Below are 16,925 nucleotides of genomic sequence, written 5' to 3'. Positions count from 1 at the left end.
CTGGCGCGAGCGCGGTGGCGCGGGTGTGGAGTCGCCCGAGCTGCTGGACGCGGTGCGGCTGCGGCTGGCCCGAAGCGGGGCGGAGCCGACGCCCGCGCGGGTGGCGGCGGCCCTGCGCGAGGAGGGGAGGCTGCTCGGCGACACAGAAGTCCTGGGTGTCGTCGCGGCCCTGCGCTCGGAGCTGGTCGGCACCGGGCCGCTGGAGCCGCTGCTCGCCGCCCCCGACGTCACGGATGTCCTGGTGACCGCCCCCGACGAGGTGTGGGTGGACCGGGGAGCCGGACTGGAGCGGACGGACGTGGCATTCACCGACGCGGCCGCGGTGCGCAGACTCGCCCAGCGTCTCGCCGCCGTGGCCGGCCGACGGCTGGACGACGCCAGGCCGTGGGTGGACGCCCGGCTGCCGGACGGCACACGGCTGCATGCGGTGCTCCCTCCGGTGGCCGTCGGATCGACTTGCCTGTCGCTGCGCGTGGTGCGGCCCCGGGCGTTCTCCCTGGAGGAGCTGGTGGCGGCGGGCACCGTGCCGCCCGGCGGCCAGGAACTGCTGCGGGCGATGCTGGACGCCCGGCTGTCGTACCTGATCAGCGGTGGCACAGGCTCCGGCAAGACGACTTTGCTCAGCACGCTGCTGGGGCTGGTCGGACCGGACGAGCGGATCGTCCTCGCCGAGGACTCGGCCGAGCTCAGGCCGGACCATCCACATGTGGTCCGGCTGGAGACCCGGCCCGCCAACCAGGAGGGCCGGGGCCAGGTCACCCTCCGGGACCTGGTGCGCCAGGCGCTGCGGATGCGTCCGGACCGGCTGGTGGTCGGAGAGGTGCGCGGTCCCGAGGTCACCGATCTGCTGGGCGCTCTCAACACCGGGCACGAAGGCGGTTGCGGCACGGTGCACGCCAACACCGCGGCGGATGTCCCGGCCCGGCTGGAGGCGCTGGGATCGACGGCCGGTCTCGACCGGGCGGCGCTGCACAGCCAGTTGGCGGCCGCCCTGTCGGTGGTGATCCATCTGGTGCGGGACCGCGGCGGGCGGCGCAGGATCGCCGAGCTCCATGTCCTGGACCGGGACGGGGCGGGCTATGTCACGACCGTCCCGGCCGCGGTGTGGACGCCCGAGGGTTTCGGGAGGGCGGCGGGCTGGGACCGGCTCCAGCGGCTGTGTGTACGCGGCGGGGGTGCGGCATGACGGGCGTGGGCGGTGGAGCGGCCCCAGAGGCGCTGCCGCTGTGTGCGGCCGTGCTGTGCGCGGGCGCGGCGGCGTGGCTGCTCTCCGGGCGGGACAGGGATCTGCGGCGGGCCAGGCTGCTGTTTGCGGGCGGCGGAGCCGTCGGGCCCGCCGGGGCGGATCCACAGCGCCGACTGACCGAGACGGTCGCCTGGCTGCGGGAGCGGTGGCGGACCGCATACGGCGGGCGGATGGGGCGCGAGCTGCTGTGTCTGCCGGCGGGATGTGTGCTCGCGCTGGTCGGCGCGTCGGTGTTGCCGCTGCTGGCCGGGGCGGCGGCCGTGCCGCTCGTCGGCCGGTGGTGCCGGGCGCGTAAGCGCGACCGGCAGCGGGATCGGCGCGCCGCGGCGGTGATCGAGCTGTGCGGGGCCGTGGCGGGCGAGCTGCGTGCCGGACGGCAACCTGTCGAGGCGCTGTTGGCCATGCCCCCAGGACACATCGGGGAGCGATGGGGCCTGGTTTCTGCGGCGGCGCGTTTCGGCGGTGATGTGGCGGAGGCCCTGCGCAGGGCGGCCCGTTCGCCGGGTGCGGAAGGGCTCATCGGGGTCGCGGCCTGCTGGCAGGTCGCGGTCGACGAGGGGGCGGGCCTCGCGGCCGGCCTCGACCGGGTCGCGGTGGCGCTGCGGGCCGAGCGGGACCAGCGGCAGAGCCTGCGCTCCCGGCTGGCGGGCGCCCGGGCCACGGGTGTCGCGCTGGTGCTGCTGCCCGTCCTCGGGCTGCTGATGGGCACCGCGCTGGGAGCGGAACCCCTGCATGTGCTGCTCCACACCCCGGCCGGTCTGGCCTGCCTGCTGGTGGGCGGGCTGCTGGAGTGGGCCGGGTTCGCCTGGACCTCGCGGGTGATCCGGACGGCGGCCGGTCAGGAAGGACGCCGGAGTCATGAGAGCTGATGTCGTCCACAGCCTGTGGATCACGATGGCCTTCGCCGCCGCCACCGTGTCCGTCGTGGGAGCGGTGACCGAGGCTCGCAGGGTGCGGACCGCCCGGCGTCGGCTCGCGGTGCTGCTGCCGGAGGCCCACCAGGAGCGGCGGCCGGGGCTGCGGGAGAGATGGCGCGCCGACGGGGCGGCCGATGCGATACGGGACTGGGCCTGGGCCGCCGGTGCCCTGCTCGGCTGCCTCGTCCTGGTCGGCGGCCCGCTGGGCTGCGCGCTGGGCCTCGCCGCCGGATACGGAGCGAGAAGGTGGCGGCGCCACCGCCAGGCCACCGGCGGCGGGCGGACCGGCAGGCGCGCCAAGGACGGCGCGGTGCGTCAGCTTCCGCTGGCCGCCGATCTGCTCACCGCCTGCCTGGAGGCCGGAGCCGGTCCGCACAAGGCGGCAGAGGCGGTGGGGCGGTCGCTCGGCGGCCCGATCGGCGAACGGCTCGCCCAAGCCGCGGCAGAGCTGCGTCTCGGAGGCGAACCGTCCGCCGCCTGGGGGCGCATGGGGGCTCTGCCCGGTGCGCACGGGCTGGCGCGCGCCCTGGAGCGCGCCGGTACGACGGGCGCGCCGGCCGTGGAGCAGATGTCCCGGCTGGCCGCCGACTGCCGGGCCGAGCAGGGAAGACAGGCGGACAAACGGGTGGAGCGCGCAACCGTGCTGGCCACCGCCCCGCTGGGGGCGTGCTACCTGCCCGCGTTCCTGCTGATCGGAGTGGCGCCGGTGATGCTCGGGCTCGCGGGCGCCCTCGTGGGCGGCGGCTGAGGAGGGGGATGTCCGGCAGAACGAGCGCGGACGTCGCAGCCACGCACGGAAACGGAAGGCGGCAGCCGGAAGTCCGGCGGTCACAAGACACGAGTCAGAACTACGCGAATCAGACGTACGGGATTCAGTACAGAACAGGGAGGCCGACATGGTGATGCGGTGGTGTCTGCGGCGGTACGCGGCAGCGAAGGCGCGAGCCGACGCGGGGATGGCGACCGCCGAGTATGCGATGGGGACACTCGCGGCATGCGCCTTTGCCGCGGTTCTGTACAAGATTGTGACGGGCGGAGCGGTCGACGAAGCGCTGCGGTCGGTGATCGGGAAGGCGCTCGATGGACAGTTCTGATGCGACCGGCCGATCCAATCCTGGCAGTCGGCGCGGCGTGGCCGGAACGGGCGACCGGGGGTTTGTCACGGCGGAGGCGGCCGTCGCGCTGCCGGTGCTGGGGCTGTTCGCCCTGATGCTGATCTGGGGCCTGATGGCCGCGTCCGGGCAGATGCGGTGTGTGGACGGGGCGCGGGCCGGCGCGCGCGCCGCCGCGCGATCGGAGCCGCGCGCGGCCGCGTTGGCCGCCGCCCGGTCCGCCGCGCCTCGCGGGGCCCGGGTCGAGCTGCGGCGGGAGGGCGACCTGGTGCGGGTTCGGGTCGAGGCCCGCGCGCCCGGCCCCGGCCCACTGGCGGTGCGCCTGCGCGGTGAGGCGGTCGCCTTCGCCGAGGAGTCGGTGGGGCGGGCCGAGGAGGCGCCGGGATCGGCCGCGGCACCGGCGGGCGAGGCGGGACCGTGAGGAGGGACTGGGGAGACCGTGGGTCGGCGACGGTGTGGGCCGCACTGACCGCCACGGCGCTGTGCGCGGTGTTCGCGGTCGTGCTGGCGGCCGGACAGGTCATGGTGGCCCGCCATCGGGCTGGCGCCGCCGCGGACCTGGCGGCGCTCGCGGCGGCGGACCACGGGCTGGAGGGCCCCGAAGTCGCCTGCGGGCTCGCCCGGCGGATAGCCGCCGCACAGGGCGCCCGCGTGGTGAAGTGCGCCCTGCACGGCGCGATCGCCGATCTCCGGGTGGAGGCCCGCGCCGGTCCGTTCGCGCCCCAAGTCCGGTCCCGCGCCGGCCCCGCGGAGCGGCCCGAGCCTCAGGCCGAGTGAGACGCGCCCCGGTGAGGCGCCGACCGGGAGGCCGCGGGGGCGGGACGGTGGCGGGACCCGACCAGCGGCCGGGGCCGGGGTCGGCACGGGCTCGGGTCGTACGTCCGCGAACCGGGCGCGGATCCCGATACCGGCCCGTCAGATGCGAGTCGTCAGGCGCCCGGTGAAAGCTGTCAGGCGTCTCAGGCGTCTCAGGCGCCCGGCGTCGGGTGCCGGACGCCCCACCGTCGGCTACCGGCTACCGGCTACCGGCTACCGGCTACCGGCTACCGGCTACCGGCTACCGGCTACCGGATGCCCGGCGCCCGCGTCAGGTGCCAGAGGCCCGGCCCCAGCTGTCGGACGCCGTCGTCGGCTGTCCGGCGTCGGCTGTCCGGCGTCAGCTGTCGGTCGGCTGGGGTGGGGCCTTGGCGAGGAGGGTGGTCAGGAGGCGGATGGCGGCCTTCTTGTCGAGCGGGTCGTTGCCGTTGCCGCACTTGGGGGACTGGATGCAGGACGGACAGCCGGATTCGCACTCGCAGGCCGCGATCGCCTCGCGGGTGGCCGTGAGCCAGCGGGCGGCGGTGTGGAAGGCGCGTTCGGCGAAGCCCGCGCCGCCGGGGTGCCCGTCGTAGACGAACACGGTCGGAAGGAGGGTGTCGGGGTGGAGCGGGATGGAGACCCCGCCGATGTCCCAGCGGTCGCAGGTCGCGAACAGCGGCAGCATGCCGATGGAGGCGTGCTCGGCGGCGTGCAGGGCGCCGCCGAGGGCTTCGGGGGCGACGCGGGCGTCCTCGAGCTGGTCGTCGGTGACCGTCCACCACACGGCCCGGGTGCGCAGCGTACGGGGCGGGAGGTCGAGCCTGGACTCGCCGAGGACCTCGCCGCTGATCAGCTTGCGACGCAGAAAGGAGACGACCTGGTTGGTGACCTCGACGGAGCCGAAGCACAGCCGTGCGTCGCCCCACGGGACCTCGGTGGTGGTCTCCAGGATGGAGATCGCCGTGGTGTCGCGGGCGGTGGTCGAATACGGCGGGGAGGCCTCCTCCACGAGCGCGACCGAGTCTTCGAGGTCGAGCTGTTTGACGAGGTAGCTCCGGCCCTGGTGGAGGTGGACGGCGCCTTCGTGGACGGTGGCGTGGGCGGCTGAGGCGTCCACGGTGCCCAGCAGCCGCCCCGTCGCGGCCTCCACGATCTGCACCGGCCGGCCGCCTTCGCCGCGGATGTCGGTGAGGTCGGCGGCGCGCTCGCGGCGGGTCCAGTGCCAGGCGGTCGCACGGCGGCGGAGCAGTCGGCGCTGCTCCAGCTGTGGCATCAGCTCCTCGGTGGCAGGGCCGAAGAGTTCGAGATCCGCCTCGGTGAGCGGCAGCTCGGCGGCGGCCGCGCAGAGGTGGGGCGCGAGGACGTACGGGTTGTCCGGGTCCAGCACGGTGGATTCGACGGGCTGCCGGAAGAGGGCTTCCGGGTGGTGGACGAGATAGGTGTCCAGCGGGTCGTCCCGAGCCACGAGGATCGCCAGCGCGCCCTGGCCGGCGCGCCCGGCACGCCCCGCCTGCTGCCACAGGGAGGCGCGGGTGCCCGGGTATCCGGCGAGGACGACGGCGTCCAGCCCGGCCACGTCCATCCCCAGCTCCAGGGCGGTGGTGGCGGCGAGCCCGAGGAGGTCCCCGGAGTGCAGGGCGCGCTCCAGGGCGCGGCGCTCCTCGGGGAGATAGCCGCCGCGGTAGGCGGCGACCCGGTCCGCCAGGGACCGGTCGACCTCGGCGAGCCGTTCCTGGGCGATCAGGGCGATGAGCTCGGCGCCGCGCCGGGAGCGTACGAAGGCGACCGTACGGACGCCCTGGACGGCCAGGTCGGTGAGCAGGTCCGCGGATTCCGCCGTGGCGGTGCGGCGGATCGGGGCGCCCTGTTCGCCGTGCAGCTCGGTCAGCGGCGGCTCCCACAGGGCGAAGACCACCTCGCCCCGGGGTGAGGAGTCGTCGGTGATCTCCACCACAGGAAGGCCGGTCAGCCGGGTCGCCGCGACGGCCGGGTCGGCGGCGGTCGCGGAGGCGAGCAGGAAGACGGGAGAGGAGCCGTAGCGGGCGCAGACGCGGCGCAGTCGGCGCAGCACCTGGGCCACGTGGGAGCCGAAGACGCCCCGGTAGGTGTGGCACTCATCGATGACGACATAGCGCAGTGCGCGCAGGAAGGAGGACCATCTGGGGTGCCCGGGCAGGATGCCGCGGTGCAGCATGTCGGGGTTGGTGAGCACGTAGTTCGCGTACTGGCGGACCCACTCGCGCTCCTCGACCGGGGTGTCCCCGTCGTACACCGCGGCGCGGATGCCGGTGCCCAGCGGGGCGGCGAGATCGGCCACGGCGCGGCGCTGGTCGGCGGCCAGGGCCTTGGTGGGCGCCAGGTACAGGGCGGTGGTGCCGCGTCCGCTGGGCGCCTCCGAGCCGTCCAGGAGGGCGCTGAGCACGGGGGCCAGATAGGCCAGGGACTTCCCTGACGCGGTGCCCGTGGCGACGACCACGGATTCGCCTCGCAGCGCGTGCTCGGCCGTACGCGCTTGGTGGGCCCACGGGCGCTCGATTCCGGCGGCCTGGACGGCATCGACGACTTCCGGCCGGATCTGGCGAGGCCAATCGGCATGGGTCCCGATACGCGGGGGCAAGTGCTCCGTATGAGTGATGCGCGCAGCCCGGCTCGCCCCGGTGGTGAGCCGACCGAGGACGGTCCGGGGTGAGGTGCGTATGCCCGCCTGCCGCGGGAGTTGGTTGTGGGCCATCGACACCGAGTCTGTCACTGGTCTGACGGACAATGGGCTCAAGGCGTCGTGCGCGCCTGCTGGTAAGTGATTGAATGCCATCGCGGCTGCCGATCCATGGGGGGCGACCGCTCGATGCAAGGTGCTGGAGGATCCGTGGACCTGTCCCTGTCGACCCGGACCGTTGGCGACCGCACGGTCGTCGAGGTCGGTGGCGAGATTGATGTATACACCGCGCCCAAGCTGCGCGAGCAGCTGGTCGAGCTTGTCAACGACGGCAATTACCACTTGGTCGTCGACATGGAGGGCGTCGACTTCCTCGACTCCACCGGACTCGGCGTGCTCGTCGGCGGGCTCAAGCGAGTGCGGGCCCATGAGGGCTCGCTGCGCCTCGTCTGCAACCAGGAGCGCATTCTCAAAATCTTCCGTATCACCGGTCTGACCAAGGTGTTCCCGATTCACACCTCGGTCGATGACGCCGTCGCGGCGACCGACTGATCAGCCGCCACCGGAAGAACAAGGGGGTACCGGGCGGCTCCGCCCGGCCCCCTGAGATGCACGCCCATACGCCCGAGGGGGATGGCATGGCCACCGTCGAACTCCGCTTCAGCGCCCTGCCCGAGCACGTCAGAACCGCACGCCTGGTGGCGGCGGCCGTGGCGCGTCGGGCCGGGGTGGACGAGGCCGTGCTCGACGAGGTGCGGCTTGCGGTCGGCGAGGCATGCACGCGCGCGGTCGGGCTCCATCTGAGCAACGGGGTGGAGGCCCCGGTGCGGGTGGTCCTGACCGATGAGGAGAAGAAGTTCTCCATCGAGGTCGGCGACGAGTCGCCGACATCCGCCGGGCTGACGCCCGGCTCCCATCCCGACGTGGACGAGGAGCCGGCGGCCGAGGGAGAGGACGAGATGGGGCTCGCGGTCATCAGCGGGCTGGTCGACGACGTCGAGGTGACGACGAGCGAGACCGGCGGCCGTATTCGGATGAGCTGGCCCACCGCTCCCCAGTCCCTTCTGCCGTAGCTCCACCGCTCGCGCCGGGGTCCATAGCGGACGTCGGCGCAGGGTGCTCCGCCCTGCTCTGGCCATGCGCTGAGCAGGGCTTTTTATATGACACTGAGATCGTTTATAGAGATCATTATCTATGCGTCAGCGAATTAGGTGCCTTCCTTCATCCGAGGGAATTACTGAGGCCGAAACCTATTGATCTTCGCTGGTGCAGGCGAATTCCTATTCCGGCGCCCTGTTTTGATCTGGTGCCGCTCCCTACAATCCGTCCACATCTTGAGCTCAGGACGCCTGAGCGTGGCGGCTCTTCTGCGGTCGCAGAACTGCTGCGCGCCCATGTGCCAAACGTCAAGGAGGACGAATGGCGGGGCAACTCACCCCTCATCCACTGGACCTTCCCCCAACCCTGGCTGCCGCAGAACTGACCGATGACAGCAGAGTGATCGTGCTGGTGATCGCCGCGGTCGCGGTGGCGGCACTCGTGGTCGCGGTGACGCTGGTACGACAAGTGCTCGCGGCCGGCCAGGGCACCGACACCATGAAGAAGATCGCCGCGGCGGTCCAGGAAGGCGCGAATGCCTATCTGGCCCGGCAGCTGCGCACTCTCGGAGTATTCGCCGTCGTGGTGTTCTTCCTGCTCATGCTGTTGCCGGCGGACGACTGGAAGCAGCGCATCGGGCGATCGGTGTTCTTTCTGATCGGCGCCGGATTCTCGGCGGCCACTGGCTATATCGGGATGTGGCTCGCGGTGCGCAGCAATGTGCGGGTCGCGGCCGCCGCCCGTGAGGCGACACCGGAGAAGCCGTCCGGGGCGGCTCCCGTCAATGGGAGTTCTCCCTCTTCCACGCCCCCTTCCGCGGGCGAATCGGGTGTCGATCTGACGGCCGTCTCGCACAAGGCCATGAAGATCGCATTCCGCACGGGCGGCGTGGTCGGCATGTTCACCGTCGGTCTCGGCCTGCTCGGCGCCTCCTGCGTGGTGCTGGTTTACGCGGCCGACGCACCCAAGGTGCTCGAAGGCTTCGGCCTGGGCGCGGCCCTGATCGCAATGTTCATGCGTGTCGGCGGCGGCATCTTCACCAAGGCCGCCGACGTCGGCGCCGACCTCGTCGGCAAGATCGAAAAGGGCATCCCCGAGGACGACCCGCGCAATGCCGCGACCATCGCGGACAACGTCGGGGACAACGTCGGGGACTGCGCGGGCATGGCGGCCGACCTGTTCGAGTCGTACGCCGTGACCCTGGTCGCCGCGCTGATCCTCGGCAAAGCCGCCTTTGGCGACGCGGGCCTGGTGTTCCCGCTGCTGGTCCCGGCCATCGGCGTGGTCACCGCCATGATCGGCATCTTCGCCGTGGCCCCGCGGCGCGCCGACCGCAGCGGCATGACCGCCATCAACCGCGGCTTCTTCATCTCCGCGGTGATCTCGCTGGCGCTGGTGGCGGCCGCGGTCTTCGCCTATCTGCCGTCCAGCTACGCCGACCTGGACGGCGTCACCGACCGCGCGATCCTCGGCCACGGCGGGGACCCGCGGGTGCTCGCGCTCGTCGCCGTCGCCATCGGCATCGTGCTCGCCGCGCTCATCCAGCAGCTCACCGGCTACTTCACCGAGACCACCCGGCGGCCGGTGCGCGACATCGGCAAGACGTCCCTGACCGGTCCCGCCACGGTCGTGCTCGCCGGGATCTCGGTCGGGCTGGAGTCCGCGGTGTACTCGGCGGTGCTGATCGGCCTCAGCGTCTACGGCGCGTTCCTGCTCGGCGGCACCTCGATCATGCTGGCGCTGTTCGCGGTCGCGCTGGCCGGCACGGGTCTGCTCACCACCGTGGGCGTGATCGTCGCCATGGACACCTTCGGCCCGGTCTCCGACAACGCCCAGGGCATCGCCGAGATGTCCGGCGATGTCGTGGGCGCGGGCGCGCAGGTGCTCACGGACCTCGACGCGGTCGGCAACACCACCAAGGCGATCACCAAGGGCATCGCCATCGCGACGGCGGTGCTCGCCGCCTCGGCGCTCTTCGGCTCGTACCGCGACGCCATCGCGGAGGCGATCGCCGAGGTGCACACGACCGTGTCCGGGAAGATGAACCTGAGCCTGGACATCTCGCAGCCGAACAACCTCGTCGGGCTCGTGCTCGGCGCCGCCGTCGTCTTCCTCTTCTCGGGGCTGGCGATCAACGCGGTGTCGCGGTCCGCGGGCGCGGTGGTCTTCGAGGTGCGGCGGCAGTTCCGCGAGAAGCCCGGGATCATGGACTACAGCGAGACGCCCGAGTACGGGCGGGTCGTCGACATCTGCACCAAGGACGCGCTGCGCGAGCTCGCCACGCCCGGGCTGCTCGCCGTGCTGGCACCGATCGCGGTCGGGTTCACCCTCGGGGTCGGCGCGCTCGGCTCGTTCCTGGCCGGCGCGATCGGCACCGGGACGTTGATGGCGGTCTTCCTGGCGAACTCCGGCGGCGCGTGGGACAACGCGAAGAAGCTGGTGGAGGACGGCCACTACGGCGGCAAGGGCAGCGAGGCGCATGCGGCGACGGTGATCGGCGACACGGTCGGCGACCCGTTCAAGGACACTGCGGGCCCCGCGATCAACCCGCTACTGAAGGTCATGAACCTGGTGGCGCTGCTGATCGCCCCGGCGGTCGTGAAGTTCTCCTACGGCGACAACGCCAGCCCGGGCCTGCGGGCCGGGATCGCGACGCTGGCCTTGTTGATCATCATCGCAGCCGTGTACATGTCCAAGCGGCGCGGTATCGCGGTGGGTGACGAAGGCAACTCCGAGCGGGTGGGGAAGTCAGCCGACGCCGCGGTGGTGTCCTGACCCGGGGAAGCGGGCCGTGGGCCGGCGGGGGAGAGCCCTGCGACAGGCGGGCGGACAGCGTGCGTCGGCACGCTGTCCGCCCGTTTCCGCGTCCGGGCCCGGGGCGAGCGGGTCCGGCCCCGGGGGAGAGCGTCCGAGCTCAGGCTCCAGGCGCAAACAGGCTTCCGGGCACAGGATCTGGGCTCAGGATCCGGGCTCAGGATCCGGTCCCAGGGTTTGGCCCCAAGGTGAGGCGGAAAGCACACCTGGCTTGGTTCAAATGGCTTCAGAAGGTCATATAAGGGACGCTCATCCCAGGGCCCCGGCCGCTCGGCCGTGTATGTTCCGGGGCCGAGAAGAGCCATGGAAGGGACCAATCCGGTGAACAAGAAGCTTGTGGCGGCACTGTCCGGCGGTGCGGCACTCGTCGTGGCGCTGACCGGCTGCGGAGGCGGCGGGGGCGAGAGCAACAAGAAGGTCAACGACTGGGCCAAGACGGTCTGCGACGAGGTGCAGCCGCAGCTGAAGAAGATCCAGAGCGCCAACGCCGCGATCCAGGCCGCGTCCGATGAACCGGACTCCAAGAAGCTTCAACAGACCGACTCCCAGGCATTCGGCGATATCTCCGAGGCGTACGCGGCGCTCGGCAAGGCCGTGCAGAACGCGGGCGCCCCACCCGTCGAGGGCGGCGAGCAGACCCAGAAGCAGGCGGTCAAGGAGCTGAACAGCACCTCCAAGGCGTACAAGGACCTCCAGACGGCCGTCGACAAGCTCGACACCTCGGACAAGGCAAAGTTCGCCGCGGGCCTCAACAGCATCGCCGACGACCTCAAGACGCTCAGCAATTCGGGTGACAAGGCCCTGCAGAAGCTGCAGGAGGGTGAGGTCGGCAAGGCGATGGCCAAGCAGCCCGGCTGCCAGAAGCCCAAGGGCACCAGCACCGCGTCGCCGTCCTGACCGACGCAGCCGACGCAGCCGACGTAACCGTCGTCCCCGCGCGGGCGGCGCGCCCTCACCATCGCGCCGCCCGCCGCCCGCCGCCCGCCGCCCGCCGCCCGCCGCCCGCCGCCCGCCGCCCGCCGCCCGCCGCCGACCCGCGACAACGGCCGGGCGCTGACCCGCCGCCGACCGCCAACCAGCAGGCGCCACCCCCCAACTGCCCCGGCCCGGCGTCGCCCGCTGTCAGTGGTGCCCCCGACAATGGGAGCGTGAGTACGCACCGTCTCCCCAGCCCCGCCGACCCCGAGCGCATCGCCCGCCTGCGCGGCGCGCTGCTGGCCGCCGCCTTCACCGCCGACGGCCTGCTGGATCTGCTCGGCGCGCCCGCCTATGCCGCCCTGGCGCGCAGCGAGACCGTCCCCGCCCTGCGCGCCACGCGGGGCGACAGCCCGCTGGAGACGCTGGTGCGGCTCTTCCTGCTGCAGCGCCCGGTGGCGTACGGGCGGGCGGCCGCCGCCCTGCCCGCCGAGGACTGCCTCGCCGACGGCTGGCTGGTGCGCGACGGCGACGAGGTGCGGGCGACGGTGGACGTGCGCCCGTACGGCGGCCCGCAGGGCGAGGACTGGTGGATCGTCTCCGACCTGGGCTGCGCGGTGGGCGGCGCGGGAGGCATCGGCGGGCCCGGCGGCGCGCCGGGCGGCGTGGACCGCTCCGGGCTCGTCCTCGGGGTCGGCGGGGCGTCCACGACCCTCGCCGGTCTCACCGTCCGCGCCCCGGTTGCCCGGGCCCTCGACCTGGGCACCGGCTCGGGCATCCAGGCGCTGCACGCCTCCCGTCACGCCGCCTCCGTGACCGCCACGGACACCAATCCGCGCGCCCTGCGCATCGCGCGGCTGACCCTCGCCCTGTCCGGCGCGGCGGAGCCCGATCTGCGGGAGGGCTCGCTCTTCGAGCCGGTCGCCGACGAGACGTACGACCTGATCGTCTCCAATCCGCCCTTCGTGATCTCGCCGCCTTCCTCCGGGCGGGACCGGCTGGTCTACCGGGACGGCGGGATGTCCGGCGACGATCTGTGCCGCACCCTGGTCCAGCGGTCCGCCGACCATCTCGCCGACGGCGGTTGGTGCCAGCTGCTGGCCAACTGGCAGCACGTGGAGGGGGAGGACTGGCGCGAGCGGATCGCCTCGTGGGTGCCCAGCGGATGTGACGCGTGGATCGTGCAGCGCGAGGTGCAGGACATCACGCAGTACGCCGAGTTGTGGCTGCGGGACGCCGGCGCGCATCTCGCCGGCCCCGCCGAGTACGCCGCGCGGTACGACGCCTGGCTGGAGGAGTTCGAGGCCCGTAAGACCAGGGCCGTCGGGTTCGGCTGGATCACCCTGCGCAAGTCCGGGGCCGACCGCCCTGCCGTGACCGCTGAGGAGTGGCCGCACCCCGTGGAGCAGCCGCTGGGGGACGCGGTCGTGGGCCACTTCGCGCGGCAGGACTTCCTTCGTACGCACGACGACGCGGCGCTGCTGGCCGCCCGGTTCCGGCTCGCCGACGAGGTCGTCCAGGAGCAGGTGGGGCTGCCCGGGGCGGAGGACCCCGAGCATGTGGTGCTCCGTCAGAACCGCGGCATGCGGCGGGCGACGAAGGTGGACACGGTCGGCGCGGGGTTCGCGGGGGTGTGCGACGGCACGCTCAGCGCGGGCCGGATCCTGGACGCGATCGCCCAACTGCTCGGGGAGGATCCGGTGGTGCTGCGCGACCGTACCCCCGACTCGATCCGCCTTCTGGTCGAGCAGGGGTTCCTGCATCCGGTGGACGAGCCGGTGGACGAGCCGGTGGACGGGGCGGTGGACGGGGCAGTGGATTAGTCGCGGACGAGCCGACGCGACGGACGGAGGGGAGCAGCCGATGGACGAGCCGGTGGACGGATGGGGGAGCGGGGGGTAGTGCGCCGGAGTGCGTGCGACGCTCCGGGAGCCGCCCGGATGGCAAGAAGTTGCCACTCGGGGGCGTGATCATGGCCGGAAGCGCCGGAAGGTCGGGTCGTGCGCTGTTCACCCGTGGTTCGCGCGTACGCCTTCCATGGGTGCCACGCTCTGCCCATGGAGAGGGGACCCGCGATCTTCGCCGGTACGGCATTTGTCGTGTTCGGCGCCGCGCTGCTGCTGTGGACAGCGGCGCGAACGCGGCTGCGTGCGCCGGTCGCGCACGGTGTGAGCCCTGTCGCTTCTGCGGTCCTCTCCGTTCTCTTCGGTACCGCCGCGCTGGGCGGCGGGATCTGGTGCCTGGTTTACGCCTGACAGGGCCCTTGCGCGGCGCCGAGTGCCGGTCCGGGCGGCAGACAGGACGCTTGTCGGGTTACCGTTCGAGTGGCGTTGCGGGCTTTTTCCGTTTGACACGGGGCCGGGAGGTACCGTCACACTCCGCAGCGTCACCGTAGTGGTGTACGTGTACGCGTAACCCGTGAGTAGTGCCCGTTCACCGAGCGTCGACCGGAGAGAAGAGCGAAGTTGTCCCCGACCAGCGAGACCGCACAGGGCGGCCGCCGACTCGTCATCGTCGAGTCGCCTGCCAAGGCGAAGACGATCAAGGGCTATCTCGGCCCGGGCTACGTCGTCGAAGCCAGCGTCGGGCACATCAGGGACCTGCCGAACGGTGCGGCCGAGGTGCCCGACCAGTACACCGGGGAGGTCCGCCGCCTCGGTGTGGACGTCGAACACGACTTCCAGCCCGTCTATGTCGTCAACGCTGACAAGAAAAGCCAGGTCAGGAAGCTCAAGGAACTGCTCGCCGACTCGGACGAGCTCTTCCTGGCCACCGATGAGGACCGTGAGGGCGAGGCCATCGCCTGGCACCTCCAGCAGGTGCTCAAGCCCAAGGTCCCGGTCCGCCGGATGGTCTTCCACGAGATCACCAAGGACGCGATCCGCGCCGCCGTCGCCAATCCGCGCGAGCTGAACCAGCGGCTGGTCGACGCCCAGGAGACCCGCCGTATCCTCGACCGCCTCTACGGCTACGAGGTCTCGCCGGTCCTGTGGAAGAAGGTCATGCGCGGCCTGTCCGCGGGCCGCGTCCAGTCGGTGGCCACCCGCCTGGTCGTCGAGCGCGAGCGCGACCGTATCGCCTTCCGCTCCGCCGAGTACTGGGACCTGACCGGCGTTTTCGCGACCGGCCGGACCGGTGACACCAGCGACCCCGGCACCTTCGGCGCTCGGCTGACCGCCGTCGACGGCCGTCGTGTCGCCCAGGGCCGCGACTTCACCTCGACCGGGCAGCTCAAGGGCGGCGCCCAGGTTCTGCACCTGGACGAGGCGGGGGCCCGCGGGCTGGTCACGGCCCTCGCGGACACCGCCTTCACGGTGCGTTCCGTCGAGTCCAAGCCGTACCGCCGCTCGCCGTACGCCCCGTTCCGTACCACCACCCTGCAGCAGGAGGCCAGCCGCAAGCTGGGCTTCGGCGCCAAGGCGACCATGCAGGTGGCGCAGAAGCTGTACGAGAACGGCTTCATCACCTATATGCGTACGGACTCCACCACCCTGTCCGAGACGGCGGTGGCGGCGGCCCGGGCGCAGGTCACCCAGCTGTACGGCGCCGACTTCCTGCCGGACAAGCCGCGCACGTACGCGGGCAAGGTCAAGAACGCCCAGGAGGCCCACGAGGCCATCCGCCCCTCGGGCGACCGCTTCCGCACCCCGGCGGAGACCGGCCTGGCCGGCGACCAGTTCCGGCTGTACGAGCTGATCTGGAAGCGGACCGTCGCCTCCCAGATGAAGGACGCGGTCGGCAACTCCGTCACCGTCAAGATCGGCGGCCGGGCGAGCGACGGCCGTGACGCCGAGTTCTCCGCTTCCGGTAAGACGATCACCTTCCACGGCTTTATGAAGGCCTATGTGGAGGGCGCGGACGACCCGAACGCCGAGCTCGACGACCGCGAGCGGCGCCTGCCGCAGGTCGCCGAGGGCGACCGGCTGGCCGCCCAGGAGATCACCGCCGACGGCCACGCCACCAAGCCCCCGGCCCGCTACACCGAGGCCTCGCTGGTCAAGGAGCTCGAAGAGCGCGAGATCGGCCGCCCCTCGACCTACGCCTCGATCATCGGGACCATCCTGGACCGTGGCTATGTCTTCAAGAAGGGCACCGCGCTGGTCCCGTCCTTCCTGAGCTTCGCCGTGGTCAACCTGCTGGAGAAGCACTTCGGCCGGCTGGTCGACTACGACTTCACCGCCAAGATGGAGGACGACCTCGACCGCATCGCGCGCGGCGAGGCCCAGGCCGTGCCGTGGCTCAAGCGCTTCTACTTCGGTGAGAGCGCCACCGAGCCCGGGGGCGGGGCCACCGCGCCCGGCGCCGAGAGCGGTGCCGCACCGGGAGCCGTGGGCGGCGCGGCCGATGCCGGAAACGGCGACGGCGACCACCTCGGCGGTCTGAAGGACCTGGTCACCGACCTCGGCGCGATCGACGCCCGCGAGATCTCCTCCTTCCCCGTGGGCGACGGCATCGTGCTGCGGGTCGGCCGCTACGGTCCGTACGTCGAGCGGCCGACCGAGGCCGAGGGCGCGACCGGACAGCGCGCCGACGTGCCCGACGACCTGCCGCCGGACGAGCTGACCGTCGAGTACGCGGAGGAACTGCTCGCCAAGCCGAGCGGAGACTTCGAGCTCGGCACCGACCCGGCGACCGGCCGCAAGATCGTCGCCAAGGACGGCCGCTACGGTCCGTACGTCACCGAGGTGCTGCCCGAGGACACCCCGAAGACCGGCAAGAACGCGGTCAAGCCGCGCACCGCCTCGCTCTTCAAGTCGATGTCCCTGGACACGGTGACCCTGGAGGACGCGCTGCGGCTCATGTCGCTGCCGCGCGTGGTGGGCGCCGACGCCGAGGGCGTCGAGATCACCGCGCAGAACGGCCGCTACGGCCCGTATCTGAAGAAGGGCACCGACTCGCGCTCGCTCGAAGGCGAGGAGCAGCTCTTCACGATCACCCTCGACCAGGCGCTCGCGATCTACGCGCAGCCCAAGCAGCGCGGCCGGGCCGCGGCCAAGCCGCCGCTGAAGGAGCTGGGCACCGACCCGGTCAGCGAGCGGCCGGTCGTCGTCAAGGACGGCCGCTTCGGCCCGTACGTCACCGACGGCGAGACCAACGCGACGCTGCGCCGCGACGACGACGTCGAGACGATCACCCCGGAGCGCGGCTACGAGCTGCTGGCCGAGAAGCGCGCCAAGGGCCCGGCCAAGAAGACCGCCAAGAAGGCGGCGGCCAAGAAGACGACGACGGCCAAGAAGGCGGCGGCGAAGAAGACGACCACCGCCAAGAAGACCGCCGCCAAGAAGACAACCGCGGCCAAGAAGACCGCGGCGAAGAAGACGGCGACGGCGGCCAAGGCGGCCACGAAGCCGGCGGCCAAGGCCGACTGA

At 72.3% G+C, this 16,925-nt stretch carries 14 protein-coding genes; 13 read left to right on the top strand and 1 reads right to left on the bottom strand.

Going from position 1 to position 16,925, the window contains the following annotated elements; all coding sequences use genetic code 11:
- The first annotated feature begins 40 nt into the window (after window positions 1-40).
- From ACH4U7_RS36350 to ACH4U7_RS36325, 6 genes are all read left to right on the top strand, one after another.
- Window positions 41-1,186 carry a TadA family conjugal transfer-associated ATPase gene (locus tag ACH4U7_RS36350; RefSeq protein ID WP_398532194.1) on the top strand — a complete coding sequence of 382 codons (1,146 nt, stop codon included), beginning with the start codon at window positions 41-43 and terminating at the stop codon, window positions 1,184-1,186.
- On the top strand, window positions 1,183-2,115 hold the full coding sequence (locus tag ACH4U7_RS36345) for a type II secretion system F family protein (protein WP_398532044.1): 933 nt from the start codon (window positions 1,183-1,185) through the stop codon (window positions 2,113-2,115). Before ACH4U7_RS36350 ends, ACH4U7_RS36345 begins: the two co-directional genes overlap by 4 nt.
- Entirely contained in the window at window positions 2,105-2,911 is an 807-nt protein-coding gene (locus ACH4U7_RS36340; RefSeq protein WP_398532043.1) for a type II secretion system F family protein, read from the top strand. Before ACH4U7_RS36345 ends, ACH4U7_RS36340 begins: the two co-directional genes overlap by 11 nt.
- 148 nt (window positions 2,912-3,059) lie before the next feature.
- Entirely contained in the window at window positions 3,060-3,257 is a 198-nt protein-coding gene (locus ACH4U7_RS36335) for a DUF4244 domain-containing protein (protein WP_089512767.1), read from the top strand.
- On the top strand, window positions 3,244-3,696 hold the full coding sequence (locus ACH4U7_RS36330; RefSeq protein WP_398532042.1) for a TadE family type IV pilus minor pilin: 453 nt from the start codon (window positions 3,244-3,246) through the stop codon (window positions 3,694-3,696). Before ACH4U7_RS36335 ends, ACH4U7_RS36330 begins: the two co-directional genes overlap by 14 nt.
- Window positions 3,693-4,052 carry an Rv3654c family TadE-like protein gene (locus tag ACH4U7_RS36325; protein WP_398532041.1) on the top strand — a complete coding sequence of 120 codons (360 nt, stop codon included), beginning with the start codon at window positions 3,693-3,695 and terminating at the stop codon, window positions 4,050-4,052. The genes ACH4U7_RS36330 and ACH4U7_RS36325 overlap by 4 nt, the downstream gene beginning before the upstream one ends.
- Before the next feature lie 379 nt (window positions 4,053-4,431).
- Here the strand turns inward: ACH4U7_RS36325 and ACH4U7_RS36320 are convergent, their stop codons facing one another.
- Complete coding sequence (locus ACH4U7_RS36320) at window positions 4,432-6,885, bottom strand: DEAD/DEAH box helicase (RefSeq protein ID WP_398532040.1); 2,454 nt, start codon at window positions 6,883-6,885, stop codon at window positions 4,432-4,434.
- 54 nt (window positions 6,886-6,939) lie between these two features.
- On the opposite strand from ACH4U7_RS36320, the gene bldG reads away from it, so the two are divergent.
- The 7 genes from bldG to topA all read left to right on the top strand — a co-directional run bounded on the left by bldG (window position 6,940) and on the right by topA (window position 16,925).
- Window positions 6,940-7,281: an anti-sigma factor antagonist BldG gene (gene bldG / locus ACH4U7_RS36315; RefSeq protein ID WP_014178436.1), complete on the top strand. Its 342-nt coding sequence runs from the start codon at window positions 6,940-6,942 to the stop codon at window positions 7,279-7,281.
- Between the two features lie 86 nt (window positions 7,282-7,367).
- Complete coding sequence (locus tag ACH4U7_RS36310; RefSeq protein ID WP_089512875.1) at window positions 7,368-7,802, top strand: ATP-binding protein; 435 nt, start codon at window positions 7,368-7,370, stop codon at window positions 7,800-7,802.
- 346 nt (window positions 7,803-8,148) lie between these two features.
- A complete protein-coding gene (locus ACH4U7_RS36305; RefSeq protein ID WP_398532039.1) occupies window positions 8,149-10,602 on the top strand; it encodes a sodium-translocating pyrophosphatase in 2,454 nt (817 codons plus the stop codon).
- Window positions 10,603-10,944: 342 nt separating this feature from the next.
- Window positions 10,945-11,538 carry a small secreted protein gene (locus ACH4U7_RS36300; protein ID WP_398532038.1) on the top strand — a complete coding sequence of 198 codons (594 nt, stop codon included), beginning with the start codon at window positions 10,945-10,947 and terminating at the stop codon, window positions 11,536-11,538.
- A 251-nt stretch (window positions 11,539-11,789) separates the two neighbouring features.
- Window positions 11,790-13,379: a methyltransferase gene (locus ACH4U7_RS36295; protein ID WP_398532037.1), complete on the top strand. Its 1,590-nt coding sequence runs from the start codon at window positions 11,790-11,792 to the stop codon at window positions 13,377-13,379.
- Window positions 13,380-13,613: 234 nt separating this feature from the next.
- Entirely contained in the window at window positions 13,614-13,811 is a 198-nt protein-coding gene (locus tag ACH4U7_RS36290) for a hypothetical protein (protein ID WP_089512874.1), read from the top strand.
- A gap of 210 nt (window positions 13,812-14,021) precedes the next feature.
- Window positions 14,022-16,925, top strand: a complete 2,904-nt coding sequence (gene topA / locus ACH4U7_RS36285; RefSeq protein WP_398532036.1) for a type I DNA topoisomerase — start codon at window positions 14,022-14,024, stop codon at window positions 16,923-16,925.

This window comes from Streptomyces sp. NPDC020845, assembly GCF_044334165.1.
Classification (GTDB): Bacteria; Actinomycetota; Actinomycetes; order Streptomycetales; family Streptomycetaceae; genus Streptomyces.
Note: the sequence above shows the minus strand (reverse complement) of the source record. Positions and strands in the feature narration are given on the sequence as shown.

Excerpts from the sequence above, each read along its gene's own strand:
- ACH4U7_RS36330 (WP_398532042.1), top strand. The coding sequence starts at position 3,244 with ATGGACAGTTCTGATGCGACCGGCCGATCCAATCCTGGCAGTCGGCGC.
- ACH4U7_RS36345 (WP_398532044.1), top strand. The coding sequence starts at position 1,183 with ATGACGGGCGTGGGCGGTGGAGCGGCCCCAGAGGCGCTGCCGCTGTGT.
- ACH4U7_RS36300 (WP_398532038.1), top strand. The coding sequence starts at position 10,945 with ATGGAAGGGACCAATCCGGTGAACAAGAAGCTTGTGGCGGCACTGTCC.
- ACH4U7_RS36310 (WP_089512875.1), top strand. The coding sequence starts at position 7,368 with ATGGCCACCGTCGAACTCCGCTTCAGCGCCCTGCCCGAGCACGTCAGA.
- ACH4U7_RS36320 (WP_398532040.1), bottom strand. The coding sequence starts at position 6,885 with ATGGCATTCAATCACTTACCAGCAGGCGCGCACGACGCCTTGAGCCCA.
- ACH4U7_RS36290 (WP_089512874.1), top strand. The coding sequence starts at position 13,614 with ATGGAGAGGGGACCCGCGATCTTCGCCGGTACGGCATTTGTCGTGTTC.
- ACH4U7_RS36305 (WP_398532039.1), top strand. The coding sequence starts at position 8,149 with ATGGCGGGGCAACTCACCCCTCATCCACTGGACCTTCCCCCAACCCTG.
- ACH4U7_RS36335 (WP_089512767.1), top strand. The coding sequence starts at position 3,060 with ATGGTGATGCGGTGGTGTCTGCGGCGGTACGCGGCAGCGAAGGCGCGA.
- ACH4U7_RS36340 (WP_398532043.1), top strand. The coding sequence starts at position 2,105 with ATGAGAGCTGATGTCGTCCACAGCCTGTGGATCACGATGGCCTTCGCC.